This window comes from Streptomyces sp. NBC_01446, from assembly GCF_026340095.1.
Lineage (GTDB): Bacteria > Actinomycetota > Actinomycetes > Streptomycetales > Streptomycetaceae > Streptomyces > Streptomyces aureus.
In genome coordinates this window covers 856,399-877,590 of sequence record NZ_JAPEPO010000002.1, presented here as the reverse complement: position 1 = coordinate 877,590, position 21,192 = coordinate 856,399, and the positions used below count along the sequence as shown (strand labels likewise).

The 21,192-nt window shown below is 69.1% G+C and carries 16 protein-coding genes and 2 pseudogenes; 9 read left to right on the top strand and 9 right to left on the bottom strand.

Going from position 1 to position 21,192, the window contains the following annotated elements; all coding sequences use genetic code 11:
• Positions 1 to 6 precede the first annotated feature (6 nt).
• The 3 genes from OG456_RS41640 to OG456_RS41630 form a co-directional block, all read right to left on the bottom strand.
• Positions 7 to 417, bottom strand: a complete 411-nt coding sequence (locus tag OG456_RS41640; protein WP_266570273.1) for a VOC family protein — start codon at positions 415 to 417, stop codon at positions 7 to 9.
• A 388-nt stretch (positions 418 to 805) separates the two neighbouring features.
• Positions 806 to 2,359, bottom strand: a complete 1,554-nt coding sequence (locus OG456_RS41635) for an LLM class flavin-dependent oxidoreductase (RefSeq protein WP_266570272.1) — start codon at positions 2,357 to 2,359, stop codon at positions 806 to 808.
• A gap of 21 nt (positions 2,360 to 2,380) precedes the next feature.
• Positions 2,381 to 3,886, bottom strand: coding sequence for an MFS transporter (locus tag OG456_RS41630; RefSeq protein ID WP_266570763.1), 1,506 nt, complete (start codon positions 3,884 to 3,886; stop codon positions 2,381 to 2,383).
• Between the two features lie 67 nt (positions 3,887 to 3,953).
• On the opposite strand from OG456_RS41630, the gene OG456_RS41625 reads away from it, so the two are divergent.
• Positions 3,954 to 4,481 carry a MarR family winged helix-turn-helix transcriptional regulator gene (locus tag OG456_RS41625; protein WP_266570271.1) on the top strand — a complete coding sequence of 176 codons (528 nt, stop codon included), beginning with the start codon at positions 3,954 to 3,956 and terminating at the stop codon, positions 4,479 to 4,481.
• Positions 4,482 to 4,944: 463 nt separating this feature from the next.
• Here OG456_RS41625 and OG456_RS41620 read toward each other — a convergent pair whose 3' ends face one another.
• Entirely contained in the window at positions 4,945 to 5,217 is a 273-nt protein-coding gene (locus OG456_RS41620; RefSeq protein ID WP_266570270.1) for a TetR family transcriptional regulator, read from the bottom strand.
• A gap of 76 nt (positions 5,218 to 5,293) precedes the next feature.
• Here OG456_RS41620 and OG456_RS41615 point away from each other — a divergent pair, with 76 nt between their 5' ends.
• Positions 5,294 to 6,733 carry a cytosine permease gene (locus OG456_RS41615; protein WP_266570269.1) on the top strand — a complete coding sequence of 480 codons (1,440 nt, stop codon included), beginning with the start codon at positions 5,294 to 5,296 and terminating at the stop codon, positions 6,731 to 6,733.
• 92 nt (positions 6,734 to 6,825) lie between these two features.
• Positions 6,826 to 8,064: an IS30 family transposase gene (locus OG456_RS41610; protein ID WP_266556830.1), complete on the top strand. Its 1,239-nt coding sequence runs from the start codon at positions 6,826 to 6,828 to the stop codon at positions 8,062 to 8,064.
• Positions 8,065 to 8,155: 91 nt separating this feature from the next.
• On the opposite strand, the gene OG456_RS41605 is transcribed toward OG456_RS41610, so the two are convergent.
• Genes OG456_RS41605 through OG456_RS41595 form a run of 3 tightly spaced genes read right to left on the bottom strand, consistent with a single transcriptional unit; the run spans position 8,156 to position 13,219 of the window.
• Positions 8,156 to 10,918, bottom strand: a complete 2,763-nt coding sequence (locus tag OG456_RS41605) for a bifunctional YncE family protein/alkaline phosphatase family protein (protein WP_266570268.1) — start codon at positions 10,916 to 10,918, stop codon at positions 8,156 to 8,158.
• 4 nt (positions 10,919 to 10,922) lie between these two features.
• Positions 10,923 to 12,281 (bottom strand): ABC transporter permease, encoded by a 1,359-nt coding sequence (locus OG456_RS41600; RefSeq protein WP_266570267.1) that lies wholly within the window; start codon positions 12,279 to 12,281, stop codon positions 10,923 to 10,925.
• On the bottom strand, positions 12,278 to 13,219 hold the full coding sequence (locus OG456_RS41595) for an ABC transporter ATP-binding protein (RefSeq protein WP_266570266.1): 942 nt from the start codon (positions 13,217 to 13,219) through the stop codon (positions 12,278 to 12,280). The genes OG456_RS41600 and OG456_RS41595 overlap by 4 nt, the downstream gene beginning before the upstream one ends.
• A 219-nt stretch (positions 13,220 to 13,438) precedes the next feature.
• On the opposite strand from OG456_RS41595, the gene OG456_RS41590 reads away from it, so the two are divergent.
• The 5 genes from OG456_RS41590 to OG456_RS41570 all read left to right on the top strand — a co-directional run bounded on the left by OG456_RS41590 (position 13,439) and on the right by OG456_RS41570 (position 18,620).
• Positions 13,439 to 13,756, top strand: coding sequence for a hypothetical protein (locus OG456_RS41590; RefSeq protein ID WP_266570265.1), 318 nt, complete (start codon positions 13,439 to 13,441; stop codon positions 13,754 to 13,756).
• A 507-nt stretch (positions 13,757 to 14,263) separates the two neighbouring features.
• The gene (locus tag OG456_RS41585) at positions 14,264 to 14,503 is read left to right on the top strand and encodes a DUF5302 domain-containing protein (protein ID WP_266570264.1); all 240 of its coding nucleotides are present in this window, start codon (positions 14,264 to 14,266) and stop codon (positions 14,501 to 14,503) included.
• Between the two features lie 84 nt (positions 14,504 to 14,587).
• Complete coding sequence (locus OG456_RS41580) at positions 14,588 to 16,198, top strand: APC family permease (protein ID WP_266570262.1); 1,611 nt, start codon at positions 14,588 to 14,590, stop codon at positions 16,196 to 16,198.
• Positions 16,199 to 16,323: 125 nt separating this feature from the next.
• Positions 16,324 to 18,132 (top strand): MFS transporter, encoded by a 1,809-nt coding sequence (locus tag OG456_RS41575; RefSeq protein ID WP_266570261.1) that lies wholly within the window; start codon positions 16,324 to 16,326, stop codon positions 18,130 to 18,132.
• Entirely contained in the window at positions 18,132 to 18,620 is a 489-nt protein-coding gene (locus tag OG456_RS41570) for a MarR family winged helix-turn-helix transcriptional regulator (RefSeq protein ID WP_266570260.1), read from the top strand. Before OG456_RS41575 ends, OG456_RS41570 begins: the two co-directional genes overlap by 1 nt.
• Before the next feature lie 3 nt (positions 18,621 to 18,623).
• Here the strand turns inward: OG456_RS41570 and OG456_RS41565 are convergent, their stop codons facing one another.
• Positions 18,624 to 20,162 (bottom strand): SpoIIE family protein phosphatase, encoded by a 1,539-nt coding sequence (locus OG456_RS41565; protein ID WP_266570259.1) that lies wholly within the window; start codon positions 20,160 to 20,162, stop codon positions 18,624 to 18,626.
• Positions 20,163 to 20,362: 200 nt separating this feature from the next.
• Positions 20,363 to 20,584, bottom strand: a pseudogene (locus OG456_RS41560) (NAD(P)-binding protein); the annotation flags it as partial.
• A 92-nt stretch (positions 20,585 to 20,676) separates the two neighbouring features.
• Between OG456_RS41560 and OG456_RS50930 the strand changes: the two are divergent.
• A pseudogene (locus OG456_RS50930) lies at positions 20,677 to 21,051 on the top strand (sigma factor); the annotation flags it as partial.
• Between the last annotated feature and the right edge of the window lie 141 nt (positions 21,052 to 21,192).

Genomic DNA, 21,192 nt, shown 5'->3' with positions numbered 1-21,192 from the left:
CGAGCGCTAGGAGTTGGACCAGTTGCGGGTGGACAGCACCAGCAGGTAGCCGTCCGGGTCCTGGATCGTCACACCCCATGTGTCCCAGTAAGGGTTGTGCGCCGGGACCCGCTTGCCGCCGTGCTGTTCGAGGCGTTCCACGAGGGAGTCCGGAACCGGTTCGCCGAGGTAGATCACCAGGACGTCCTCGGCGGTCGGCCGCGGCTCCACGGGCGCGGCGGGATCGTTGACGAGTTCCAGGTGCCAGCCCGCATCCGGCCAGCCGGCCATGAGAAGTGAGTGGTCGTCAGGCGTGCCGTCCGACGCATGCCGGTAGAGGACGTCGAGACCGAGTCCCGAGATCCAGAAGCGTTCCGCCGCTTCGAGGTCACGCGACGGACGGGCGATGCGCACATGAGCCGCGGCGTTGGCCGGCATCGTGTCAACTCCTGACAGGTAAGGACTTCCTGCCCACTGACAGGTCGTACGCGGAGCCTAGCGAGCAATCGATCACGCGCCCATCCGGCGCAGGCACTAGTGCAGCGCGTCGCAGGTCCTTTTCCGGTGTGGCGGACCGGCTCGGTCGCGCCTTGTAGTCGGTGAGGTGGACCAGGGCGGCCGTGTCGAAGGCGTCGTTGGGGTCGCGCTCGTTGTCCGTCGATCTCCATGATCGCGGTGAACCAGGCTTCCCGGCGCTGGACCTGGCGCACACCACGTTCACCAAGTGGACAGGCGCCCCCGCCTTCGTCCGGCGGAGGGCGCCAGGGTCCTCCTGCGGCTGCGCCCTGAGCACATCCACCGCAAGGACTGACCTGTCCGACGAGTACTACCAGCCCGTGCCGAAGCGAGCCATCGGCTCGATCAACTCTCTTTCCTCGTAGGACAGATGGGACAGCAGTGCGTCAGTCAGGAGGTCGACCGCCGTACGCAGGCCCGCGCGGGACGTGCTGTCGGCGTCGTCGGCCACCGACGCGACCAGTTCACGGTCGATGCGTTCGATAACGCCCTGTATGGCGTGGTGCTCCTCGGCGAGCCGGTCGAGCACGGGGGCGAGACCCGGCTCGCTCTCCCGCAGGTGCGGGAACAGGTCGTCGTCCTCGCGCACATGGTGAGCGGTGGTGAACTGGCAGTACGAGGCGCAGCATGCGCCCAACACCCATGTGTTCTGACGCAGACTCAACTGTTGCAGCTCCGAGCGCGCCTCCCCCGCATCCAGTGCGTCCGTGAGGACCTGGTCGACGATCTCGCGCAACTGCGTCAGATCTGCCCTCAGCCGGTCGTGAGCGGCGATCAGATTGCGTGCGGGCTGCTCCGCGGCCCTGGTGTACCGGTGTTGCGGGTCGGCGGCGGGACCGCTGGGCCGGTCCGTCTCGCTCCACAGCTGCTCCGCGCTGTGCCGCAGCCCCAGGTCCGGGGTTGCCTCCACGGAGAAGGGATGCCCGGCCGAGGCTGTCTCCGCCGGGGGATGTACGGAAATAGCAGCGGGGGTGGCCAGGGGCGCCGCGCCGCGCGCGCGGGCGGCGGCGACGAGTTCTCTGGTGGCCGGGGCCACCTCCTTCGCGAACACCTGGATGAGCTCCGGGTGCCCCGACGGCAGCAGATACGCGCTGGTGCCCACTTCCAGGGTGAGTTCGGCCAGTTGCTCGGGCCAGTTGGACGGTGCGCCCTGGGGCCACCCCCCTCCGCCCGGCGAGAGGTTGTACAGCCGCCGTACCTGCTCGGGCTTGCGCCCGGCCGCTAGCGCGGCCTCGTCGATGGCCAGTTGCCCCTGGGCGAGCCGGGGCGGTGGCACATGCGGGACGCTCGGCAGCCAGCCGTCGGCCGCCGCCCCCGTCAGACGCAGCATCCGTGGTGCCACCGCGCCGAGCCAGATCGAGATGGGGTGTGCGGGCACCGGACCGGGTGCGGCGCCGTGCAGGGTGTAGTGCCTGCCTTCGACATGGACGTGCCGGCCGCCGGCCCATAGAGCTCGGATGATCTCGATGGCCTCCCGCGTCGCGGTGACCGCCTCACCGGGCGTGCGGTGCGGACCGCCCTCGGCGGTGATGGCGTCCCAGTACGCGCCGGCGCCCAGGCCCAGTTCGACTCGTCCGCCACTGAGCAGATCGAGGCTCGCCGCGCCGCGGGCCAGCGCGGCAGGCGGCCGCAGTGGCAGATTCGTCACGTTCGGCAGCACCCGTACCCGTTGCGTGGCTGTGGCGATCACCGCCAGGGTGGTCCAGGCGTCGAGAAGCCCCGGCCGGTACGGATGGTCGGGTACGGAGACCAGATCCAGCCCCGCCTCATCGACGAGCCGAGCCAGGAGGACGACCTCCTCGGGCTGGTTCGCCGAGGGCATGAGAATGGTGCCGAAGAGAAGGTCGTGACCGTAGTCGGGCATGTAGAGGTGCTCCTTGTCGGCTCAGCGGGCGGGAGAACCGCTCGGCTCGGGCGCTGCGGCACCTGTGGACGCGGCGGCATTCTTGCGCAGGGATCCTGGTCCGGCGAGTGCCGCGAGCGTGGCGACACCGAGGGCGACGGCGGACATCACGAATGCCGTCGTGTAGCCGGACTCGGCCGGGAACGGTGTGCCCCGCACGGTCTTGGAAGCCACGATCGATGCACCGATCTGCGCACCGAGCGAGCCGCCGATGGTTCGCATGATGGTGTTGATACCGGTGGCCTCGCCGACCTGTCGCGGGTCAACCGCGCTCACTACGAGGTTGGCCAGGGCGGCGAATGCGAAGCCGACGCCGATGCCGAGCACACCGGAGCCCACGTACATCGCCCACTCGCTGTCGTGTGCGCCCGCATAGATGACGAAGCCCACCAGGCCGATCAAGCAGGCGAGTACCAGGGGGAGCTTCCAGCCGATGGCTGCGCCGAGTCGGCTGACCAGTGGGCTGGCGAACAGCATGGTGACGGCCATCGGCACCATGAAGAGGCCGGCCTCGGTGACCGAGGCACCGAACCCGTAACCCGCCTGGCTGGGCGTCTGGGCGAGCAGCGGTACCAGCGTGAACGCGCCGTACATACCGAAACCGATGATGAGAGCGGCCACGTGGGACGTCGCGACGGCGGGGCGGCGCAGCAGGTCGATATCGATCAGCGGCTCCTGGATACGCCGCTCAGCGGCGACGAACACCGCACCGAGCACCACTGCGGCCACGAAAAGGGAGATCACACCCGCCGAGCCCCAGCCCCAGGACCTGCCCTCACTGATGGCGAGCAGCAAGGCGACGACCGCGCCGCTCAGCAGCACCACACCGATCCAGTCGATACGTCCGGGGGAGCGGTTGGGCGACTCCTTGATGAACGCGGCGACAGCCAGCATGCCCAGCACGATCACGACCAGGCCGAGCCAGAAGATCCAGTGCCAGCTGAGCGCGTCCACGATCGGGCCGGGGATGACGAGGCCGATGCCGAAGCCGATTCCGAACGTCGAGCTGATCATGCCGATCGCGACGGGCACGCGCTCGCGCGGGAACTGCTCGCGCACGATGCCGAAGGCGAGCGGGAAGGCTGCGGAGCCCACACCCTGCACGGCACGGGCGGCGATCAGCAGCCCCAGCGAGTTCGCTACGGCGCACAGCAGGGTGCCGACGGCGAAAACGGTGAGGCTCGCGATGAGCACCCGGCGCTTGCCGAACATGTCACCGACCCGGCCGAGCAGGGCGGTGGCCACGGAGGCCGTGAGCAGGAACGAGCTGATGACCCAGGAGATGCCCGTGGTGCTGGCGTCGAACTCTCGCTGCAGGTCGGGCAGGGCGGGCACGACCATCGTCTGCATCAACGAGAACGACAGCACGGCGATCAGTAGCGCCGTGAACGGGGCGGTGACACCAGGAGTGGGTGTCGGTGAGTCCGACGAGGCAGCCATGTTCGAGGCTTTGGCGTCGCTCATGGCTCGCTCCTCAGGGGGTTCGATGTCATGCCGAAATAATTACATGACGACACGCTTACGTCCAGGATTAGATCTTGGTTATGCTGATGACATGCCGACGAAGGAAGTTCCTGCCTGCGAGGATGCAGAGGTCGTGAGCCCTGGTGAGGGCGCCGAGGTCCGGGGCGGGGACGTAGGGCGTCCACCCAGCCTGCTCGCACTGCCCTCGTACCTGGTAAGTCATGTCTCCCGGATTGGCCACGACGTCCTGATCGCGGCAGTCGCCGAGGCGGACCTCCGGCTGCCCCACTTCGCGACCCTCACCGCACTTGCCGACTTCGGTTCCCTGCCGCAGCATGAGCTCGCCGACAGACTCGGGCTCAACCGAAGCCACTTGGTGGGGTACTTGGACACCGTCGAGGGGCGCGGGTTCGTGCAACGCACGCGTGACCCCGCCGATCGTCGGCGGCAGCTCGTCGAGCTCACGCGTGAGGGCGAGAAGGTGCAGCGTCGGCTGTTCGAGGTGGCGTTGCGCTCCCAGGACGAGTTCCTCGCCTGCCTCACGCCCGAGGAGCGGACTGTGCTGTCGGCGTTGTTGCACCGAGTGCTGGTAGCCGGTGAGCAGTCGCGCCCGAATTAGTCAAAATTGCACCAGTCGCATGGATCGCTACTGGACTCCTAGTGCAGCGCGTGCACGTTCTTTTCCGGTGTGGCGGACCGGCTTCGGTCACCTCTCGTAGTCGGTGAGGTGGACCAGGGCGGCCGTGTCGAAGGCGTCGTTGGGGTGGCCTGTGAAGCCGCCGGTGTGCAGCAGGGCCGGTTCATAGGCGTCGGTCGCGGCGGACAGGAGCTCGAAGCCTCATTCCTCGGGCTCGCCGAGGTACTCGATGCGGCACAGGGGGATGTGCTCGTCGTGTCCGTCGATCTCCATGGTCGCGATGATGTAGCCGAAGGATCCGCGCCATCGGACGTCGACTTCGGCCAGCGCGCGTCAGCGGCCCAGCTGTGCGGCGTGGTGGTCGACGGTGCCGTCGACCTTGCCCTTTCGCCCGGCGCGGGGTGCCCGGGCTGCTCGACCGGCCCCGCTCCGGCCGCCCGGAGCGCTACGGACCCAGCGAGCGTCTGGCCGTCGTGGCGATCGCCACCTCCCTGCCGCCCGAGGGCGCGACGGTAGGGACCCGCACCACGTCGCCTCCCGCGGACTTGAAGTGATGGTCCACCAGGCCCGGTACGACGCCCGCCGCCTGGGCGACCCGTTGCGCCGTCAGCTTGTCCAGGCCCTCGCTCACGGCGATCACGTCCGCGGCCCGCAATATCTCCGCGCGCCGCTCGACGGCGGGCCAGCGGCGTTGTCCGGTCCGTGAGGTTGACGTCATGACCTGGGATGCTTATTGACTCCCACCCCAACAAGCAACTGGTGCGCATCCCAAGAGTGGGATTCCGGAGGTCAGGATGGCGTTGAGGGCAACCGGCGGCACCAGCGAGGGGCCCGAGCGGGGCGAGCCGGTCACCGATCGCACCGGTCATGTGGAGACCCACGGTGTCGACCACATCCCGGACGCCGATCGCCATGGTCGGCCACGTTCCCTGTTCACGGTGTGGGCGGCCTCCAACATGAGCTACCTGTACATCGTGCTGGGCGGCGCGATGGTGCTGCTCGGCCTCGACATCTGGCAGTCCTTCGCGGTGATCGTGGCCGGCAACCTCCTCTGGGCGGGCGTGGGCTACCTCGCGATCAGCGGCCCCAGCTCCGGAACGCCGAGCTGGGTGGTGACGCGGACGATGTTCGGCGTCCGCGGCAACAGATTCCTCAACGTGACGCTCGGGTGGACCATCGCGGTCGCCTACGAGGCGATCGGCCTGGCCCTGGGATCCCTCGCCGGATTCGCACTGGTCGACCACTTGGGCATCCACGCGAACACCCCGGTCAAGGTGGCGATCGTGCTGGTCACCGCTGTCGTGACGTTCTCCATCAGTGTGTACGGGCACGCCACCATCGTGCGGTGCAGCATCTGGTTCACCTGGGCGCTGACCGCCTGCGTCCTGGTCCTGGCGTACTACGTGCTGCGCCACACCGACTGGGGCTATCGGACACCTGCTGCCACCGCAGTCCACGGCCACGAGCTGTGGGTGATCCTCGCCTCGGGATTCACGATCATGGTGGGCGGCCCCCTGTCATGGAGCAGCGGCGCTGACTACGCCCGCTATCTGCCCGCCGACACCTCCCGCAAGGCGGTGTGCTGGTGGACGGCAGTCGGCGGATTCGTGCCGGCCGTCCTGCTCAGCGGACTCGGTGTCCTGGCCGGGACGGCGGTGGACATGACCGACGCGCAGACGTCACTGAAGGCGGTCATGCCCGGCTGGTTCTATCCGGTCTTCCTGCTGGTCGTCATCTTCGGCTCGATCACGAACAACGTTCTCACCGCATACAGCGGCGGCCTGGCCCTTCAGTCCGGTGGGATCCCCTGGAGCCGCGCCTTCACCGTCGTCTTCGACGCCTCCATCGCGCTCGGCCTCACCTTCTACTCCCTGTTCGTGTCCGACTTCCTCGACACCATGAACAGCGGTCTGGAACTCTCCGTCGCGTTCCTCGGCCCCGGGTTCGCGATCTACGCCGTGGACATCTTTCTGCGCCGCAACCGCTACGACGGAGTCGCGTTGCAGGACCAGACCCCCGACAGCCGCTTCTGGTACTGGCACGGAGTGAATCCCGCCGGAGCCGCCGCGATGGCCATCGGCGTCGGGGCGGCGCTCCTGTGCGCCAACACGGCCATCTACACCGGCCCGGTCGCGGCCGCCCTCGGCGGCGCCGACCTGTCCGCAGCCGTCGGGATGTCCCTGGGCGCCTTGGTCTACGCGGGATTGACGCTTCGTCAGCGGCGCTCGGGATGAAACGGGACCCGAATTGGCAGAAGGGCCCCTGCCCGGCAACGATGCTTGAGTTCTAGCGGTGGTTGCAACACCCCAGCTCTCAGGGGTGTTCGATGGAGTTCGAGGTCCGTCCAGAGCGTACGAAGCCGCAGGGCCGGAAGAAGCTGACGCGTGAGCGGGCCGCATACTTCCAGCTCATGGCACAGGGCTACAGCAACAGGGAAGCCTGCCGGATCGTCGGTGTCGACATCCGGACCGGCAAGAAGTGGCGCAACGGTAACCACGCGCCGGGCAAGGGCCGCAGGCCACTGCCTCCCGCACCACGGGGAGCGGTCGTCTGCGGCCCGTCGCGGTATCTGCGCGAGGACGAACGCATCCACATAGCTGATCGGCTGCGGGAGAAGGCCACGATTCGTCAGATCGCCGCTGAGCTGGGCCGCAGTCCGTCCACGATCAGCCGGGAGATCCGCCGCAACCGCACCGTATTGCACGACTACGGCACCTGGTATTACCGGCCTCATGCTGCCCAGGCCCGCGCCGACGCACGAAGGCCCCGCCCCAAAGACCGCAAGATCAGCAGGAGCGGGGAACTACGAACGGCCATCCAGGAGATGCTGGATGAGAAGTGGAGCCCCGAACAAATCTGTCAGGCTCTGCGGACACGCTTTCCCGACCGGCCGGAGATGCATGTGGTCCACGAGACGGTCTATCAGACCCTCTACCTGCAGGGTCGCGGAGAACTCCGCCGTGAACTCGCTGGAGCTCTCCGCAGCGGTCGTGCTCGCCGAAAGCCCCGCCGGCAAGCCCAGCAACGGCAACCTCGCTACAGCCATCCCATGGTCATGATCAGCGACCGCCCCGCCGAGGTGGAAGACCGGGCGGTGCCCGGCCACTGGGAGGGCGACTTGATCATCGGGAAGAACAGCGGTTCGGCGATCGGCACCCTGGTGGAGCGCTCCACCCGCTACGTCATGCTCCTGCACCTGCCCGCCGACCACGGTGCCGAAGCCGTCCGAGACGCCCTGACGAGCACGGTCACCACGCTGCCCTCCCACCTGGCCCGCTCCCTCACTTGGGACCAGGGCAGCGAGATGGGCCGTCACCACGAATTCACCCTCGCCACCGACATCCCGGTCTACTTCTGCGACCCGGCCAGTCCCTGGCAGCGCGGCTCGAACGAGAACACGAACGGCCTGCTGCGGCAATACTTCCCGAAAGGCACAGACCTGTCCGCCCACACTCCCGAACACCTCCGCGCGGTCGCCGACCAGCTCAACCGCCGCCCACGCAAAACGCTCGGCTGGGAAACCCCAGCCGAGCGCCTCGCTAAGCTCCTGGCCACAGCCAGTTGATCAACCCGTGTTGCAACGACCCCTGGAATTCGCCATGCCGGGCAGGGGCCCCTTCCGGGATCTGCGACTTGGGATCCGCGCTCTGACTACATCAGCCGTCGGATTCCGGTGACGGGATGTAGGCGCCCGGCACCTCCTTCGGGGCGAAGATCTTGCTCTCGCCGGGGTACGGCTTCGACCACTCGTGCGTCTGGTACCACGTGAAGTGGTTCATCTGCGCGGGGTTCGCGAAGTCGGGCTTGGCGTCGCGCCCGGTCAGCCGCTGCTGCGACTTCCAGGCGTCCCACTGCGCCGCGAGCTTCTGCTTGTCCGCCGGTACCTTCGCCGAGGGCGCCGCCGCGGCATTGGGGTTCTGCGGGGCCGGGGTGTCCAGACCGCAGGAGGGCGGGGTCTTCAGACCCGCGGTGAGCGAGGTGCGGTTGGGCAGTGCCTTGAACGGCGTGACGTCCGCCGTCCGGCTGAACGCCTCCCGCATCGGGCTGGCCGCGCTGTCCTTCTGGTTCATCGGGTGGACCCCGAGGATCTGCTCGATGGTGCGGATCATCGTGATCTGCGAGTAGTAGTGGCTGTCGACCACACCGTGCCTGGCCCAGGGGCTGATGATCTGGATCGGGGCGCGGTGGCCGTCGACGTGGTCGAGGCCGGCCTGGGAGTCGTCCTCGACAACGAAGATCGCCGAGTCCTTCCAGTACTTGCTGTGCGAGATCTCGTCGACCATCCGGCCGACCGCGAGGTCGTTGTCCGCGACCTGGGCGGCGGCGTTCGCCGGACCGCCGGTGTGGTCGCTGGACAGCCAGAACATGTTCAGGTTGGCCGGACCGTTCTTCTCGAAGTCACGCTTCCAGATCTCCGACCGGTAGATGTCCGGGACGCTCGTATCGAACTTCGGGAACCCGTGCACCGAAACGGAGTTGAGCGACGGGATGGGCGAGGACGACACCAGGGGGTAGGCGGTGTCCTGGCCGGTCGCCCCCATGTTCTTGGAGTCGCAGTACAGGTTCTGCCAGCTCGCGTTCGCCGGCTTGGTGAGGAACTGCTGGAACTCGCCGAAGTCCCGTACGGACTTTCCGGCCGCCTGGGCGCCGGTCCAGATGAAGCCGGTGCGCTGGTGACCGAGCGCGTCGTCCTCGGTGTCGTAACTGCGCGCGTACTCACCGGCAGAGGACTCGGTGTACTCCGGATCGTCGGCCTGCATCAGCCAGTTGTGGCCCTCGGCGGAGTTCGTACCGATGTCGTACGTGTTGTCGTACAGGCCGAACTGCTTCGCCAGGGCGTGCTGGTTCGGCGTCACGTTCTCGCCGAACTGAGCCAGCGACGGGTCGCCGTTGCCCTCCGGGACGTCGCCGAGGACCTGGTCGTAGGTCCGGTTCTCCTTGACGATCAGGAACACGTGCTTGATCGTCGAAGGGTCGCCGAGCCGCGCCGGGACCGGCACGGGCTTCGTCTTCTTCTTGTCCTTGCCGTGGGCCAGCGTGACCGAGCCGCGGGTCCAGCCGTTCTGCTGGAAGACCTTGGCCGTCTCGGACTTGATCACGCGGTCGTTCGGCAGGGTGAACCGCTGCACGCTCGATGTCGTGTCGTGGGTGGCGTGCCCGGCGCCGGTGGTGGGACGGCGGGCGTCGATTCCTCGGGTGTTGGAGACGACCACCTGCTTGCCGACGGTGGCGATCTCCGCCGGGAAGTAGTCCGTCGGGAGCAGACCGACGTAGCTGACCGGCTCCTGCGGGGTCGTGTACCGGTAGACGGCGACCGCGTTGGCGCGGCCGAGCGTCACCAGCAGATGACCGTCGTCGGTGAGCGTCACCGCGTCGGGCTCGTAACCGACCGACGACTCCGGCCACGGCTGCGTGGCGACGGTCTGCACGACCTTGTTCTTGGTCGTGTCGATGACCGACACGTCGTTGGTGGCCGTGTTGGTGACGAACAGCGCGTTCTTCTTGGCGTACAGCGCGGTCGGGTGGAGACCGACGTTGATGCTCGAAACGGCGGCATCCGGCTTCGCCAGGTCGATGACGCTGACCGTGCCGGTGGTGGTGGAGGCGGTCACCGGGTCGGCGGGCACCTGGGTGTTGTAGGAGTTGATCGTGGTGTCGCCGGGCTTCGCCGGACGCCCGCCCTCGTTGCTGACGTAGAGCTTGCCGCCGACCTCGGCCATGTCACGCGGGGCGTTGCCCACGGACCAGCTCTGCCGGATGGCGCCGGTCGCCGCGTCGATGGCGACGACGCGGTTCTGGCCGTTGACCGCCGAGTACACGGTGGAGCCGTCGGGCGAGAACACCGGCTCGCCCACCAGCGCGTGCTTGGGCCCGTCCGCCGGGATCTTGACGGACGTCGGATTGGCGACACTGCCGTCCGGGTTCACGGTGAACCTGGTGTAGCCGTCGATCTGGCCCAGCCACAGCTGCGATCCATCGGGCGAGTACGTGGGGCCCTCCTGGCCCACGTCGTTGCCGCTGATCCGCAGGTCGGCCGAAGCGGAGTTGCCGACGAGCTGCTGCACCTTCCAGCTCTTGAGGTCCACGATGGACAGCGCCATACCGCCGTCGGTGACCGAGGCCGCGAGGTGGGTGCCATCCGGGCTGAGCGAGGACGACATGATCTTGCCGTTGTTGACGACGAGACGGTCGCCGTACGGGGCGATGTACTGGTCGCTGGAGATGACCTGGCCCTGACGCGTCGTCTGGCCGACCTGGTCGGTGCCGAACTGGTGCGTCTGGGCGAAAGCGGTGCCCGCGGCGGCGAGGGCAAGAGCCGTGATGCCGGCCGTGGCCAGGGGCATCCGGCGGCCGATGCGTCTGCCGAGAAGGCCGGAACGGCCCTCCGCGGCACGCCTGCGACGGCGTGTGACCTGCATGGACTTATCCCTTCGAGGTAGAGAGCAGCTCGACATTGCCGTCGAACTGCCAGAGCGGGTTCGGTCCGTCCCCGGTCGGGGTGCGCACCAGGAAGTAGCCGTTCACTTCCTTCGGTCCATCGCCGTCGGCCATGAACCGCCCGTCAGCGGTGACGTCGAGCTGATAGATGGCCGACCCGGTGGCCTCGACGTCGGGGAGATGCCAGGAGACGACGCAGCGCCAGTCGTTGCCCGGCCCTTCGGCCGCGACCCTGACGCTGCCCTTGGTGCACGCCGCGCTCGCTTTGAGCTGCGCTTCGGTGACGTCGGGTCGGTTGAGCTGCTCGGTCTGCAGGCGATAGAGATGAGCGAATGCCGTGGCGACCGAGCGCTGCACCTTGTCCTGCTCGATCCCGGAGCCCGTGGCCGAGGTCGCCGGGGCGAAGGCGACGGCCGTCAGAACGAGGAGCCCGACGAGCGGCAGGGCTCCGACGGTGATGGCGCGGCGCCCCGAGCCGTCGTGCGTCAGGTCGGTGAAGTCGCGCCTCAGGAAGAGGAAATAGGCCAGCGCCGTCGCGGTCACCGCCCACAACAGGCTGACAACGATGCCGATGAAGAGCGGACCGAGCTGTACCGGGCCGGTGAACAGACCGTTCCAGGCGATGAAGGCGTAGCTGGGCAGAGCGAGGCGCATCGCGACGGGGAGCGGCAGCATCTGGGCGAGCTGCATCGTGAGCGCGACGAGCATGGGCAGCAGGAGCCCCATCGGGGAGCGCCCGAGCGCGACGGACCCGAGCAGTCCGATCGCGGCGAAGGCCAGCGTCGGGGCGAGGACGCAGACCCAGGCGAGCAGGACCTGAACGGCCGCGTCTCCCGGCGACAACAGATGACCGTCGAGCCCGACCAGCGGCTGGTCGCCGACCGTCACGACCCCGCCCGCCGCGCCGGAACAGGCCAGCCCGGCCACGAGCAGCAGGATGACCGTGAGGCTGGCCAGTGCCTTCGCGGCGAAGATCCGCCGGGGCGAGCGGACCGCGACGAGCAGATGGCGCCAGGTCCCGAGCCGGTCCTCGGAGGCGAACACGTCACCGGCGACCACCGAAGTCAGCAGCGGGAGCGCCCAGGTGCCCGAGAATCCGAGCACCACCAGCGATCCGGCCCATCCCGTGGCGTGCATCCAGCGGCCGAAGAGTGTGTCGACGGGGAGCGAGCTCTGCTGGCTCACCGCGGCGACGAAGAGTGCCGGCGCGATCCAGCAGGCGAGGACCAGCAGGCGGATCCGCCATTGCGAGACCAGCTTGACCAGCTCGAAGCGGTAGCCGCGCGCGACCGAGACACGCGGGGTGGCAGCGGCGGCGGGGCCGGCGGCGACGGTTGCGGTCATCTGCTGTTCTCCTGCTGCTCGGTGAGGGCGAGAAACGCCGCTTCGAGCGGCGACACCACGGGCGCGAGCTCGCGCAGCGCGATGTCCGCGTGCACGAGCCGCACCACCAGTTCGTCGAGGGCGGGCACCGGCGCGCGCACGACGAGCGCCTCGGTGTCGTGCCGTCCCACGGAGTCGTCGACGACGCGGATCCCGGAGGTGTCGGCCGCAAGGCGGCGCGCGGCTTGCGGGTCGGAGGTCAGCAGCCGGTAGTCGAGCTCACTGTTCTCGGCGGCCAGTTTGTTCAGCGGGCCGGAGAAGGCGATCCGTCCGGTGGCGAGGATGGTGACCTCCGAGCACAGCGCCTCGACGTCGTCCATGCGGTGGCTCGACAGCACGACGGCGGTTCCCTCCGCCGCGAGCCCGGCCAGGACGCCGTGTACGTGCTTCTTTCCTGCCGGGTCGAGGCCGTTGGACGGTTCGTCGAGCACGAGCAGCCGGGGCTTGGTGAGCAGGGCCGCGGCGAGCCCGAGCCGCTGACGCATGCCGAGGGAGAAGCCGCGGGCGCGGTCGTCGGCGACATCGGTGAGCCCGACCTGTCCGAGCACGTCGTCGATCCCCGACGCCCGTGCGTCGAGGCCGCGCAGGGAGGCCAACGCGGCCAGGTTCTGCCTGGCGGTGAGCGAGGGGTAGAGACCGGGACCGTCCACGAAGCCGGCGACACCCTCGGGAGCGGCGAGCGCCCGCCCGATGGGCGCGCCCAGGATGTCCAGTTGGCCGTCGTCGGCGACGGCCAGGCCGAGCAGCAGGCCGAGCAGCGTCGTCTTCCCGGCGCCGTTCGGTCCGACCAGGCCGTGGATCTGCCCCTGCGCCACATCCAGATCGATGCCGTCGAGCGCGACGACGTCGCCGAAACACTTGGTGATCCCGCGAGCCCGTATTGCCAGGCGTTCGTCCATGAGTGCCTTCCTTGGAAACCTCCGAGGACCCTAGGGACGGCACACGACGCAAGCGGGGACGGATGCTTGACGTCCGGGGAACGGGAGACGACCGGAATCCGTCACGCCGATACCCGGTCGGTAGCGGTCGATATATCGAACATCTCGTTGTTCAGGGGGAGTTGACGCGAGATCATCCAGGGCCTGTGCCGCACAACTCTCCGGCATGGGGGCGCAGCTGTGACCGATGGACTGCCTGAGCATGTGCAACTGCAGGCCATGCCGGCGGTCGCGCGGGCCCACAGGGAGCACGGGCGGTGCCGCTCCCTGCTGAAGCTCGAACACGCCGTCAGCCTGCGGACGGACGCCAACACCCTGAAGCAGCCGACCGACCGCCGGCTGGAGGCCGGGACCGGCCCGGCGCCGGCGGAGCCGGGCGACCCGACCTTTGCCGCGGCCTGCTGCCCGGACCTCAGCGACCGTGCGACGGTGGCGACCACCGGCGTCCTGTTCGTGGCAGACGGCCCGAACCGGCCGAACCGGCCGAACCGGCGGTGATGAAAAGGAGGTTCGAAGCGACCGTCGACGAGTACGAGCGACTGCCCGGCCGGCTCGCCGGACACATGGCGGTCGAGTGACAGCGCCTCGACGCCCTGCTCACCCCGGAACCGGCCGACGCCGCACGGGCCCGTTACGTCTCACTTGCCCGCACCGTCATGCCGGCAACGCCGATGGCGTGGTCGCACCCCTGCTGACCGCCGCGCTCGACGCGATGCGCAATCTGGACTGACCCCGTCGGGGATCCGCGCCGACCCGGCCGGAGCGGCAGCTCTGCTGCGGACCGCGTCCTGGCTCGTCGACACGGCGGCCGCGACGACAGCCGAGCAGACCGCTTCGCTCAGCCGCTCCGACCCCGACAGGACCGCCTTCATCACAGCCCTCGAAGCAGTCGCCGCACCGACATGACCGTCCACAGATGACCACCCGCGCCACCAGGCGCAGGCGCACGAGTGCTGACGGGCATGACAAGCTGTCCTTCCCATTGCCCGAACCCAGGAGGTCACCATGGCTGCAGAGTCTGCATCGCAGGAAGGTTCGGAGCCGACCGAGGCCGCGAACGAAGGCCTGGCGCCCGACGCCGACGGCCAGTACGACCTGAAGCGCAAGTTCCGCGAGGCGCTGGACCGTAAGCGCGGCATGCAGGCGGACGCCGCCGGCGGCGCCGCGAAGACCGGTTCGAAGATCCGCGGTGCGCACGGTCCGGCCTCGAGCCAGAAGTCGTTCCGACGCAAGAGCGGCGGCTGACCACGGCAGCGCCTCCTCGAAGGTGACGCGCCGCATGGCACGCTGAGCCCCCTGGGTCTGTGATCGTCTGGGAGGGTTTGCCACGTGGCGCAGGATCGGCCGGCGGGGACCGTGGGTGACGCGGACGCCCGCGCAGAGGAGAACCGGCTCCGCAAGGACCTCGGTTTCTGGGGCCTGACCGCGATCGGCTTCTCCAACATCCTCGGCTCGGGCTGGTTGTTCGCCGCCCTGTACGCCGCCCAGACCGCCGGTCCCGCCGCACTGCTGTCCTGGATCGCGGCCGGCGCGCTCTGCGCACTGGTGGCCCTGGTCATGGTAGAACTCGGCGCCACCAGGCCCGAGGGCGGCGGCACCGTCCGGTGGCCGCTGTACGCGAGCGGCCGGCTGGTCGGCACGGTCGTCGGCTGGTCCGTCCTGCTCTCCGTGGGCGGCACCGCCGCCGAGATCAGCGCGATCATGCAGTACGCCGCCCACTACGTGCCCGGGCTCTACGAAGGTGGCAAGCTCACCGCGTCAGGCCTGGGCGTCGCCTCCGCGCTCAGCGTGCTGCTCACCGCGCTGAACTGGTTCGCGGTACGGATGTTCGCCCGCCTGAACAACCTGGTGTCGGTGTTCAAGGTCGTCGTCCCCGTGGTCACCATCGTCGCGCTCTTCCTGTCCGGCACCCACTCGGGCCGCCTCACCGAGCCCGGCGGCTTCGCCCCCTACGGCTACGCCGCCTGCCTGACCGCGCTCGCCGGCGGCGGCATCGTGTACTCCGTGAACGGTTTCCAGGCACCCCTGGACTTCTCCGGCGAAGCCCGCAATCCCCGCCGCAACGTGCCCGCGGCCGTGCTCACCGGCATCGGCCTCGCGGTGCTGGTCTACCTCGGGCTCCAACTCGCGTTCCTGTACACCGTGCCCGACTCGCTCCTCACGCACGGCTGGCAGGGCGTGAACTTCGATTCGCCGTTCGGCCAGCTCGCCCTCGTCCTCAACCTGCACTGGCTGGCCACGCTGCTCTACGCCGACGCGGTGGTCTCCCCGGGCGGTTCGGCCTTCGTGGGCGTCGCCATCGACGCCCGCCACACGTACGCCCTCGCGAAGAACGGCCTGGTGCCCCGGTTCTTCATGCGCATCGACCCCCGCTCCGGTATCGCGCGCCGTGCCCTGGTCCTCAACCTCGTCGTCATCATCCTGTTCATGCTGCCGTTCGGCGGCTGGCAGGACATCGTGAGCGTGATGGGGGACATGTACCTCCTGATCTACGCCGCCTCGGCGGTCGCCGTCGCGTCCTTCCGGGCGCACGACCGCGAGCGCGGAGTGCCCCTCGCGGACGGTCAGGTGCCGGGCGTGCGCTGGATCGCGCCGGTCAGCTTCGCCGTGGCCACCGAGTTCATCTACTGGTCCGGCTGGGAACACCTGCGGCTCGCCCTGCCCCTGGTCCTGGCGGGTGTCCCGCTGTACTTGCTGCAACAGGGCCGGACGGCGGGACGGCCCGTACGCGAGGAACTGCGTCAGGGGGCCTGGATCGTCTTCCACCTGGCGGCGCTGACCCTGCTGTCGTGGCTCGGCACGTTCGGTGGCTCCGGACGTCTGCCGGCCCCCTACGACACCGTCGTGGTCGGCGTCCTGGCCCTCGCGGTCTTCGTATGGGCGGTGCGCTCGGGCGCGGCCCATCTCCGTACGGATCCGTCGGCCGAGCGGGCGTTCTAGGCGGTGTGAAGGGCGTGACCCCATCGGGCGGCCTGTTTGTGCAGGTCAGGTGCCATGGCCGTATCCGGGTGCCAGGAGTAGATTGGTTGATGTCAAGCAACTGACTCCGGCGGGAGTGATGCCCTGTGGCAAGGACAACCGCTGAGTCGGCCGCCGCACCTCGGGGCGGTCTCCGTGAGCCAGGACCGCGTTACAAGTGGATCGCCCTCTCCAACACCACGCTGGGCGTGCTGATCGCGACGATCAATATGTCGATCATGCTCATCGCGTTGCCGGACATCTTCCGGGGGATCGGTGTGGACCCGCTGCGGCCCGGCAACACGAGCCTGCTGCTGTGGCTGATCATGAGCTACATGGTGGTCACCGCCGTGCTCGTGGTCAGCTTCGGCCGCCTCGGTGACATGTACGGCAGGGTCCGGATGTACAACATGGGGTTCGCGGTGTTCACCGTGTTCTCGGTGCTGTTGTCGGTGACCTGGATGCACGGCACGGCGGGCGCTCTGTGGCTGATCGGCATGCGGGTCCTGCAAGGCGTCGGCGGGGCGATGCTGATGGCGAACTCCAACGCCATCCTCACCGACGCCTTCCCCGCCCGTCAGCGCGGCCTCGCACTGGGGCTGAACCAGGTGGCCGGCATCACCGGATCCTTCGTCGGCCTCGTCCTCGGAGGACTGCTCGGGCCCCTCAACTGGCATCTGGTGTTCCTGGTGTCCGTACCGTTCGGCCTGTTCGGCACCGTGTGGGCCTATCTGAAGCTGCACGACACGGGCGTACGCGCGGGTGCCCGGCTGGACTGGTGGGGCAACCTCACCTTCGCCGTGGGCCTGATCGCCGTACTGGCCGGCATCACCTACGGCATCCAGCCCTACGGCGGCGACATCATGGGCTGGGCCAACCCATGGGTGATCGCCGCGATCGCCGGCGGCATGGCGATGCTGGCCGTCTTCTGCGTGGTGGAGACCAGGGTCCCCGAGCCGATGTTCCATCTGTCGCTGTTCAGGATCCGCGCGTTCACCGCCGGGAACGTGGCCAGTCTGCTCGCGGCGCTCGGGCGCGGCGGCCTGATGTTCATCCTGATCATCTGGCTCCAGGGCATCTGGCTGCCCCGCCACGGCTACGGCTTCGAGCAGACCCCACTGTGGGCCGGCATCTACATGCTCCCGCTGACCGTCGGGTTCCTGGTCGCGGGGCCCTTCTCCGGCTGGGCTTCGGACCGCTTCGGGGCCAGGGCCTTCGCCACCGGCGGCATGCTGCTGGCCGCAGCCACCTTCCTGGCCCTTCAGGCGCTGCCGGTCGACTTCAACTACCCTTCGTTCGCCCTCGTCCTGCTGTTGAACGGGCTCGGCATGGGCCTCTTCGCGGCGCCCAACCGGGCGGCCATCATGAACAGCCTGCCGCCCGACCAGCGTGGGGTGGGCGCCGGGATCAGCACCACGTTCCAGAACTCGGCCACGGTGCTCTCCATCGGCATCTTCTTCTCCCTGATGATCGCGGGCCTGTCCGCCGCGCTCCCCGCCGCCCTCAACCACGGCCTGACCGCGCAGGGGGTGCCCGCCGCCGACGCCGCCAAGGTCGCAGCCCTCCCGCCGGTCGGCGTGCTGTTCGCCTCGCTCCTCGGCTACAACCCGGTCCAGACCCTGCTCGGCCCGCACGTGCTGGCTCAACTGCCCCCGGGCCACGCCCACTACCTCACCGGGCGCGGCTTCTTCCCGGAGCTGATCTCCCAGCCGTTCGCCGACGGCCTGTCCGTGGCCTTCGACTTCGCGATCGCCGCGTGCGTCGTCGCCGCCATCGCTTCAATGCTGCGCGGCGGCCGCTACATCCACGACGACAGGCCTCTGCTCCAGCCCGTCCCGCTTCTGGCGCCCGCCCCGCCCGCACAGACGCCCTCGCCCCCGGCATCCCCGCCGACGCCCCGATCCGAGGGGCCGTGATGACCTCCTCCTTCAACTCCGATACCTTCGACTCCGAGCAGTCGGCGGAGCTCGCCGAACGGCTCCGTGCCGCGATCCAGCAGCTCCTCCCCGAACTGCGCGCCCAAGGCATGCAGAGCCAGCTCACCCCCAGTCGGCTGGCCGCGCTGGCGGCGCTCTCCGCTCACGGGCCGCTGCGCATCAGCGAACTCGCCACCCGCATGGGCATCGCCCTGTCCACCGTCTCCCGCATGGTGGACCTGCTCGACGGCTTCGGATGGATCCAACGCGAGGCGGACCCGAAGGACCAGCGCGCCACCCTGATCGCGCTCAACGACACCGGCCAGGCGCTTCTTGACTCCACGCGCCGCCAGGCAGGCACCCGTCTCGCCGAGCGGATCGACCAACTCAGCGCCGACCACCAGCACTCCCTGCACGACGCCCTGCCGGCGCTGGAGGCCCTCTCCGCGCAGCTCCCCGCCGAACCGCCAGGGACCGGCCGACGCTAGGGCCTACCGGTCGGTGCCGCCCGGCCAAGGGGTCGTATTGCGCCGGATGGCGATGATGGCGGCGTCGTCGCTGAGATGTCCTCGGCAGTGGGCGAGGAGGTCACGATGAATGTGATCCAGGAGCTTTTCCGGGCTGCTCGTGGTCCACTGCTCGACCCGCTGCGCGAACGGATAGAAGACCCCGCCTTCATCGCGGGCTTCGGTGACCCCGTCCGTGTAGAGGATCAGGGTGTCACCGGCGTCGAAGGCGAACTCGTCGACGGGAAACTGTGCGGCCGGCAGCCCGGCAAGGCCAAGGGGCGGGGCCGGGTGGGGACTGGTGAGGGTGCGGACGTGGTGCTCGTGCAGCAGTAACGGCGGGGGATGTCCGCAGCAGGTCATACGCGTCGTGTGCCCGTCGCTGGGGATTTCCAGCAGCAGGGCGGTGATGAAGTGCTCGTCGATCTCGTCCTCCGCCTCGATGAAATCGGCGAGGTAGCGGGACACACTCCGGTCCAGGGCGACGGCGAGCGCGGGCAGCGTGGAGTGCTGGTCGGCGACCACGCGGAACGCACCGAGCAGCAGCGCCGACTCGCCGACGGCGGACAGCCCGTGTCCCCGCACGTCCCCGATGATCATCCGTACGCCGTCGTCGGTGCCTGTCGCCGTGTAGAGGTCGCCGCCGATCTCGGCCTCGTCCTCCGCCGCCAGGTACAGCGAGGCGATCCGCAACGGGCCGATGTGGTGGGGGAGCGGCCGCAGCAGGGCCTTCTGCGCGGCCTCGGCCACGGACCGCGCTCTGGCCAGTTCCTGTCTCCGGTGCTCGCGCACGCGGCAGAAGAACACGATCAGGGCGGAGAGGACGGCGAGGGAGAAGACCTGCACCATCACATTGCGTGTGTTCAGGACGCCGAAATGGATGCCGATGAACGCCTGCGCCCCAATCGCCAGGGCCCCGATGAAAGCCGTGAGGCGGGGCCCGGCGAAGGACGCGGTGAGCGCGGGGGCCACGACCAGCAGCGGCCCCAGATGCACGTCGGCCGGCACCAGGATGTCGACGACCGTGATCACCACGATGAGCGCGAGCGGAAGCATCACCAGCGCGTGACTCGGCTGCCACCGCTGCCACAGACCTCCCAAGCGCCGCCGCAGGCCCACGTCATCCACTGTGCACCCTCGGAGCGTGACGTGGGCATCGAGCAAGTCCTCACCTGCGCTGATCACACAGGGTGACGATCGCTGATCGCAGGGGCCCGCCGCGGCGACGCTGTCCACGTCGAGGAGTTGCGCCGTTCCACGTCGTGGAGTCCAGGGCCATGGTTCGTAACACCGCTCGTAGCGCGGGTCCTCGCCGTGGCCGCGCCCTCGCCGCGCGATGTGCAGTGCGAGCCGCAGGCCCCACACCGCGGTGAGCACGGTGACCAGCAGCCGCCGTCCGGGGTCGCCGTCGCCGGCCGACATCACGTAGGACACGAGAGCGACGGCCGTGAAGCCGATGCCCCATGCCACGTCCACGATCCGGTGCAGACCCGTGCGCAGGGCGACGGCGAAGGTGACCGCCATGACGAGGAGCGCCGCGCCCGCGGCCGGTGCGAGGTTCCGGGCGAAGGCGGCTCAGTCGAACCCGTTCACCGCCCGGCCCCGCCCGGCCGGGAACGGTCGCCGAACCCCCGCGCGGGCCGTCCTTCGTGAACAGGTACTGCTGGACGTCCAGGTAGCCCGCGCGGCACCCCGCCTCGGAGTACGCGAGGTAGAAGGTCCACATGCGGCGGAACGCGTCGTCGAAGCACGATGAACCCCGAAACGACCCGGTGCAGGCGGCCGTCGGCCGAGGGCACGTCGTGGCTCTGGGCGTGACCGCCGGTCCTGTCATCGCCCTCGTACATCACCACGTCGTGGCGGCGCGCAAGGATGTGCCCCGCGGTGACACCCGCCACGCCGCTTCCCACGACCGCCGTCCGTACGCCCTGTGCCGCACGCGTCACGATCCACTCCTCCTGCTCCGCGCCTCCGCCCGACTACCCGCGCCGAGGACTCAGCAGTAATCCGGAGCCGGGGCGGGGACGGATTGGCCGGGATGTTCGCCGCGGCACCGGTGACACAGGACCTGAAGCGGACCGCGTACCGCGTGGAAAACTCGTCCGCATCAGCACCAATCCGCCGGCGCCCTGGCTACGCATTACCGGTGTCCCGCCGTTCCCTCCCGGAAGATCGCCACGTGAACCGAATCGCACCCCTTGGGGCGTCACCCGCGCCGGAGCCCGATCTCCAGGAGCTCATGGGACGGACCGCCAAGGGCAGCCAGGAGGCATTCGCCGCCGTGTACGACCGGGTGGCCGGGCCGGTCTTCGGAGTGGTGCGCAGCGTGCTGCGTGACCACGCGCAGTCCGAGGAGGTGGCCCAGGAGGTCCTGATCGAGGTGTGGCGCAGCGCCGCCCGCTACCGCCCCGACCGCGGTACGTCCTCTTCTCTTGCGTGGGTATCTCCGGCTTCGGCCGGGGCGGGAAACGCATCTCGGGGCTGTTCTGACCGGTCATGTGTGCACGGGTGTTCCGTCTGTGGAGGGGGTTGTCAGTGGCCTCGGCTAGGTTGC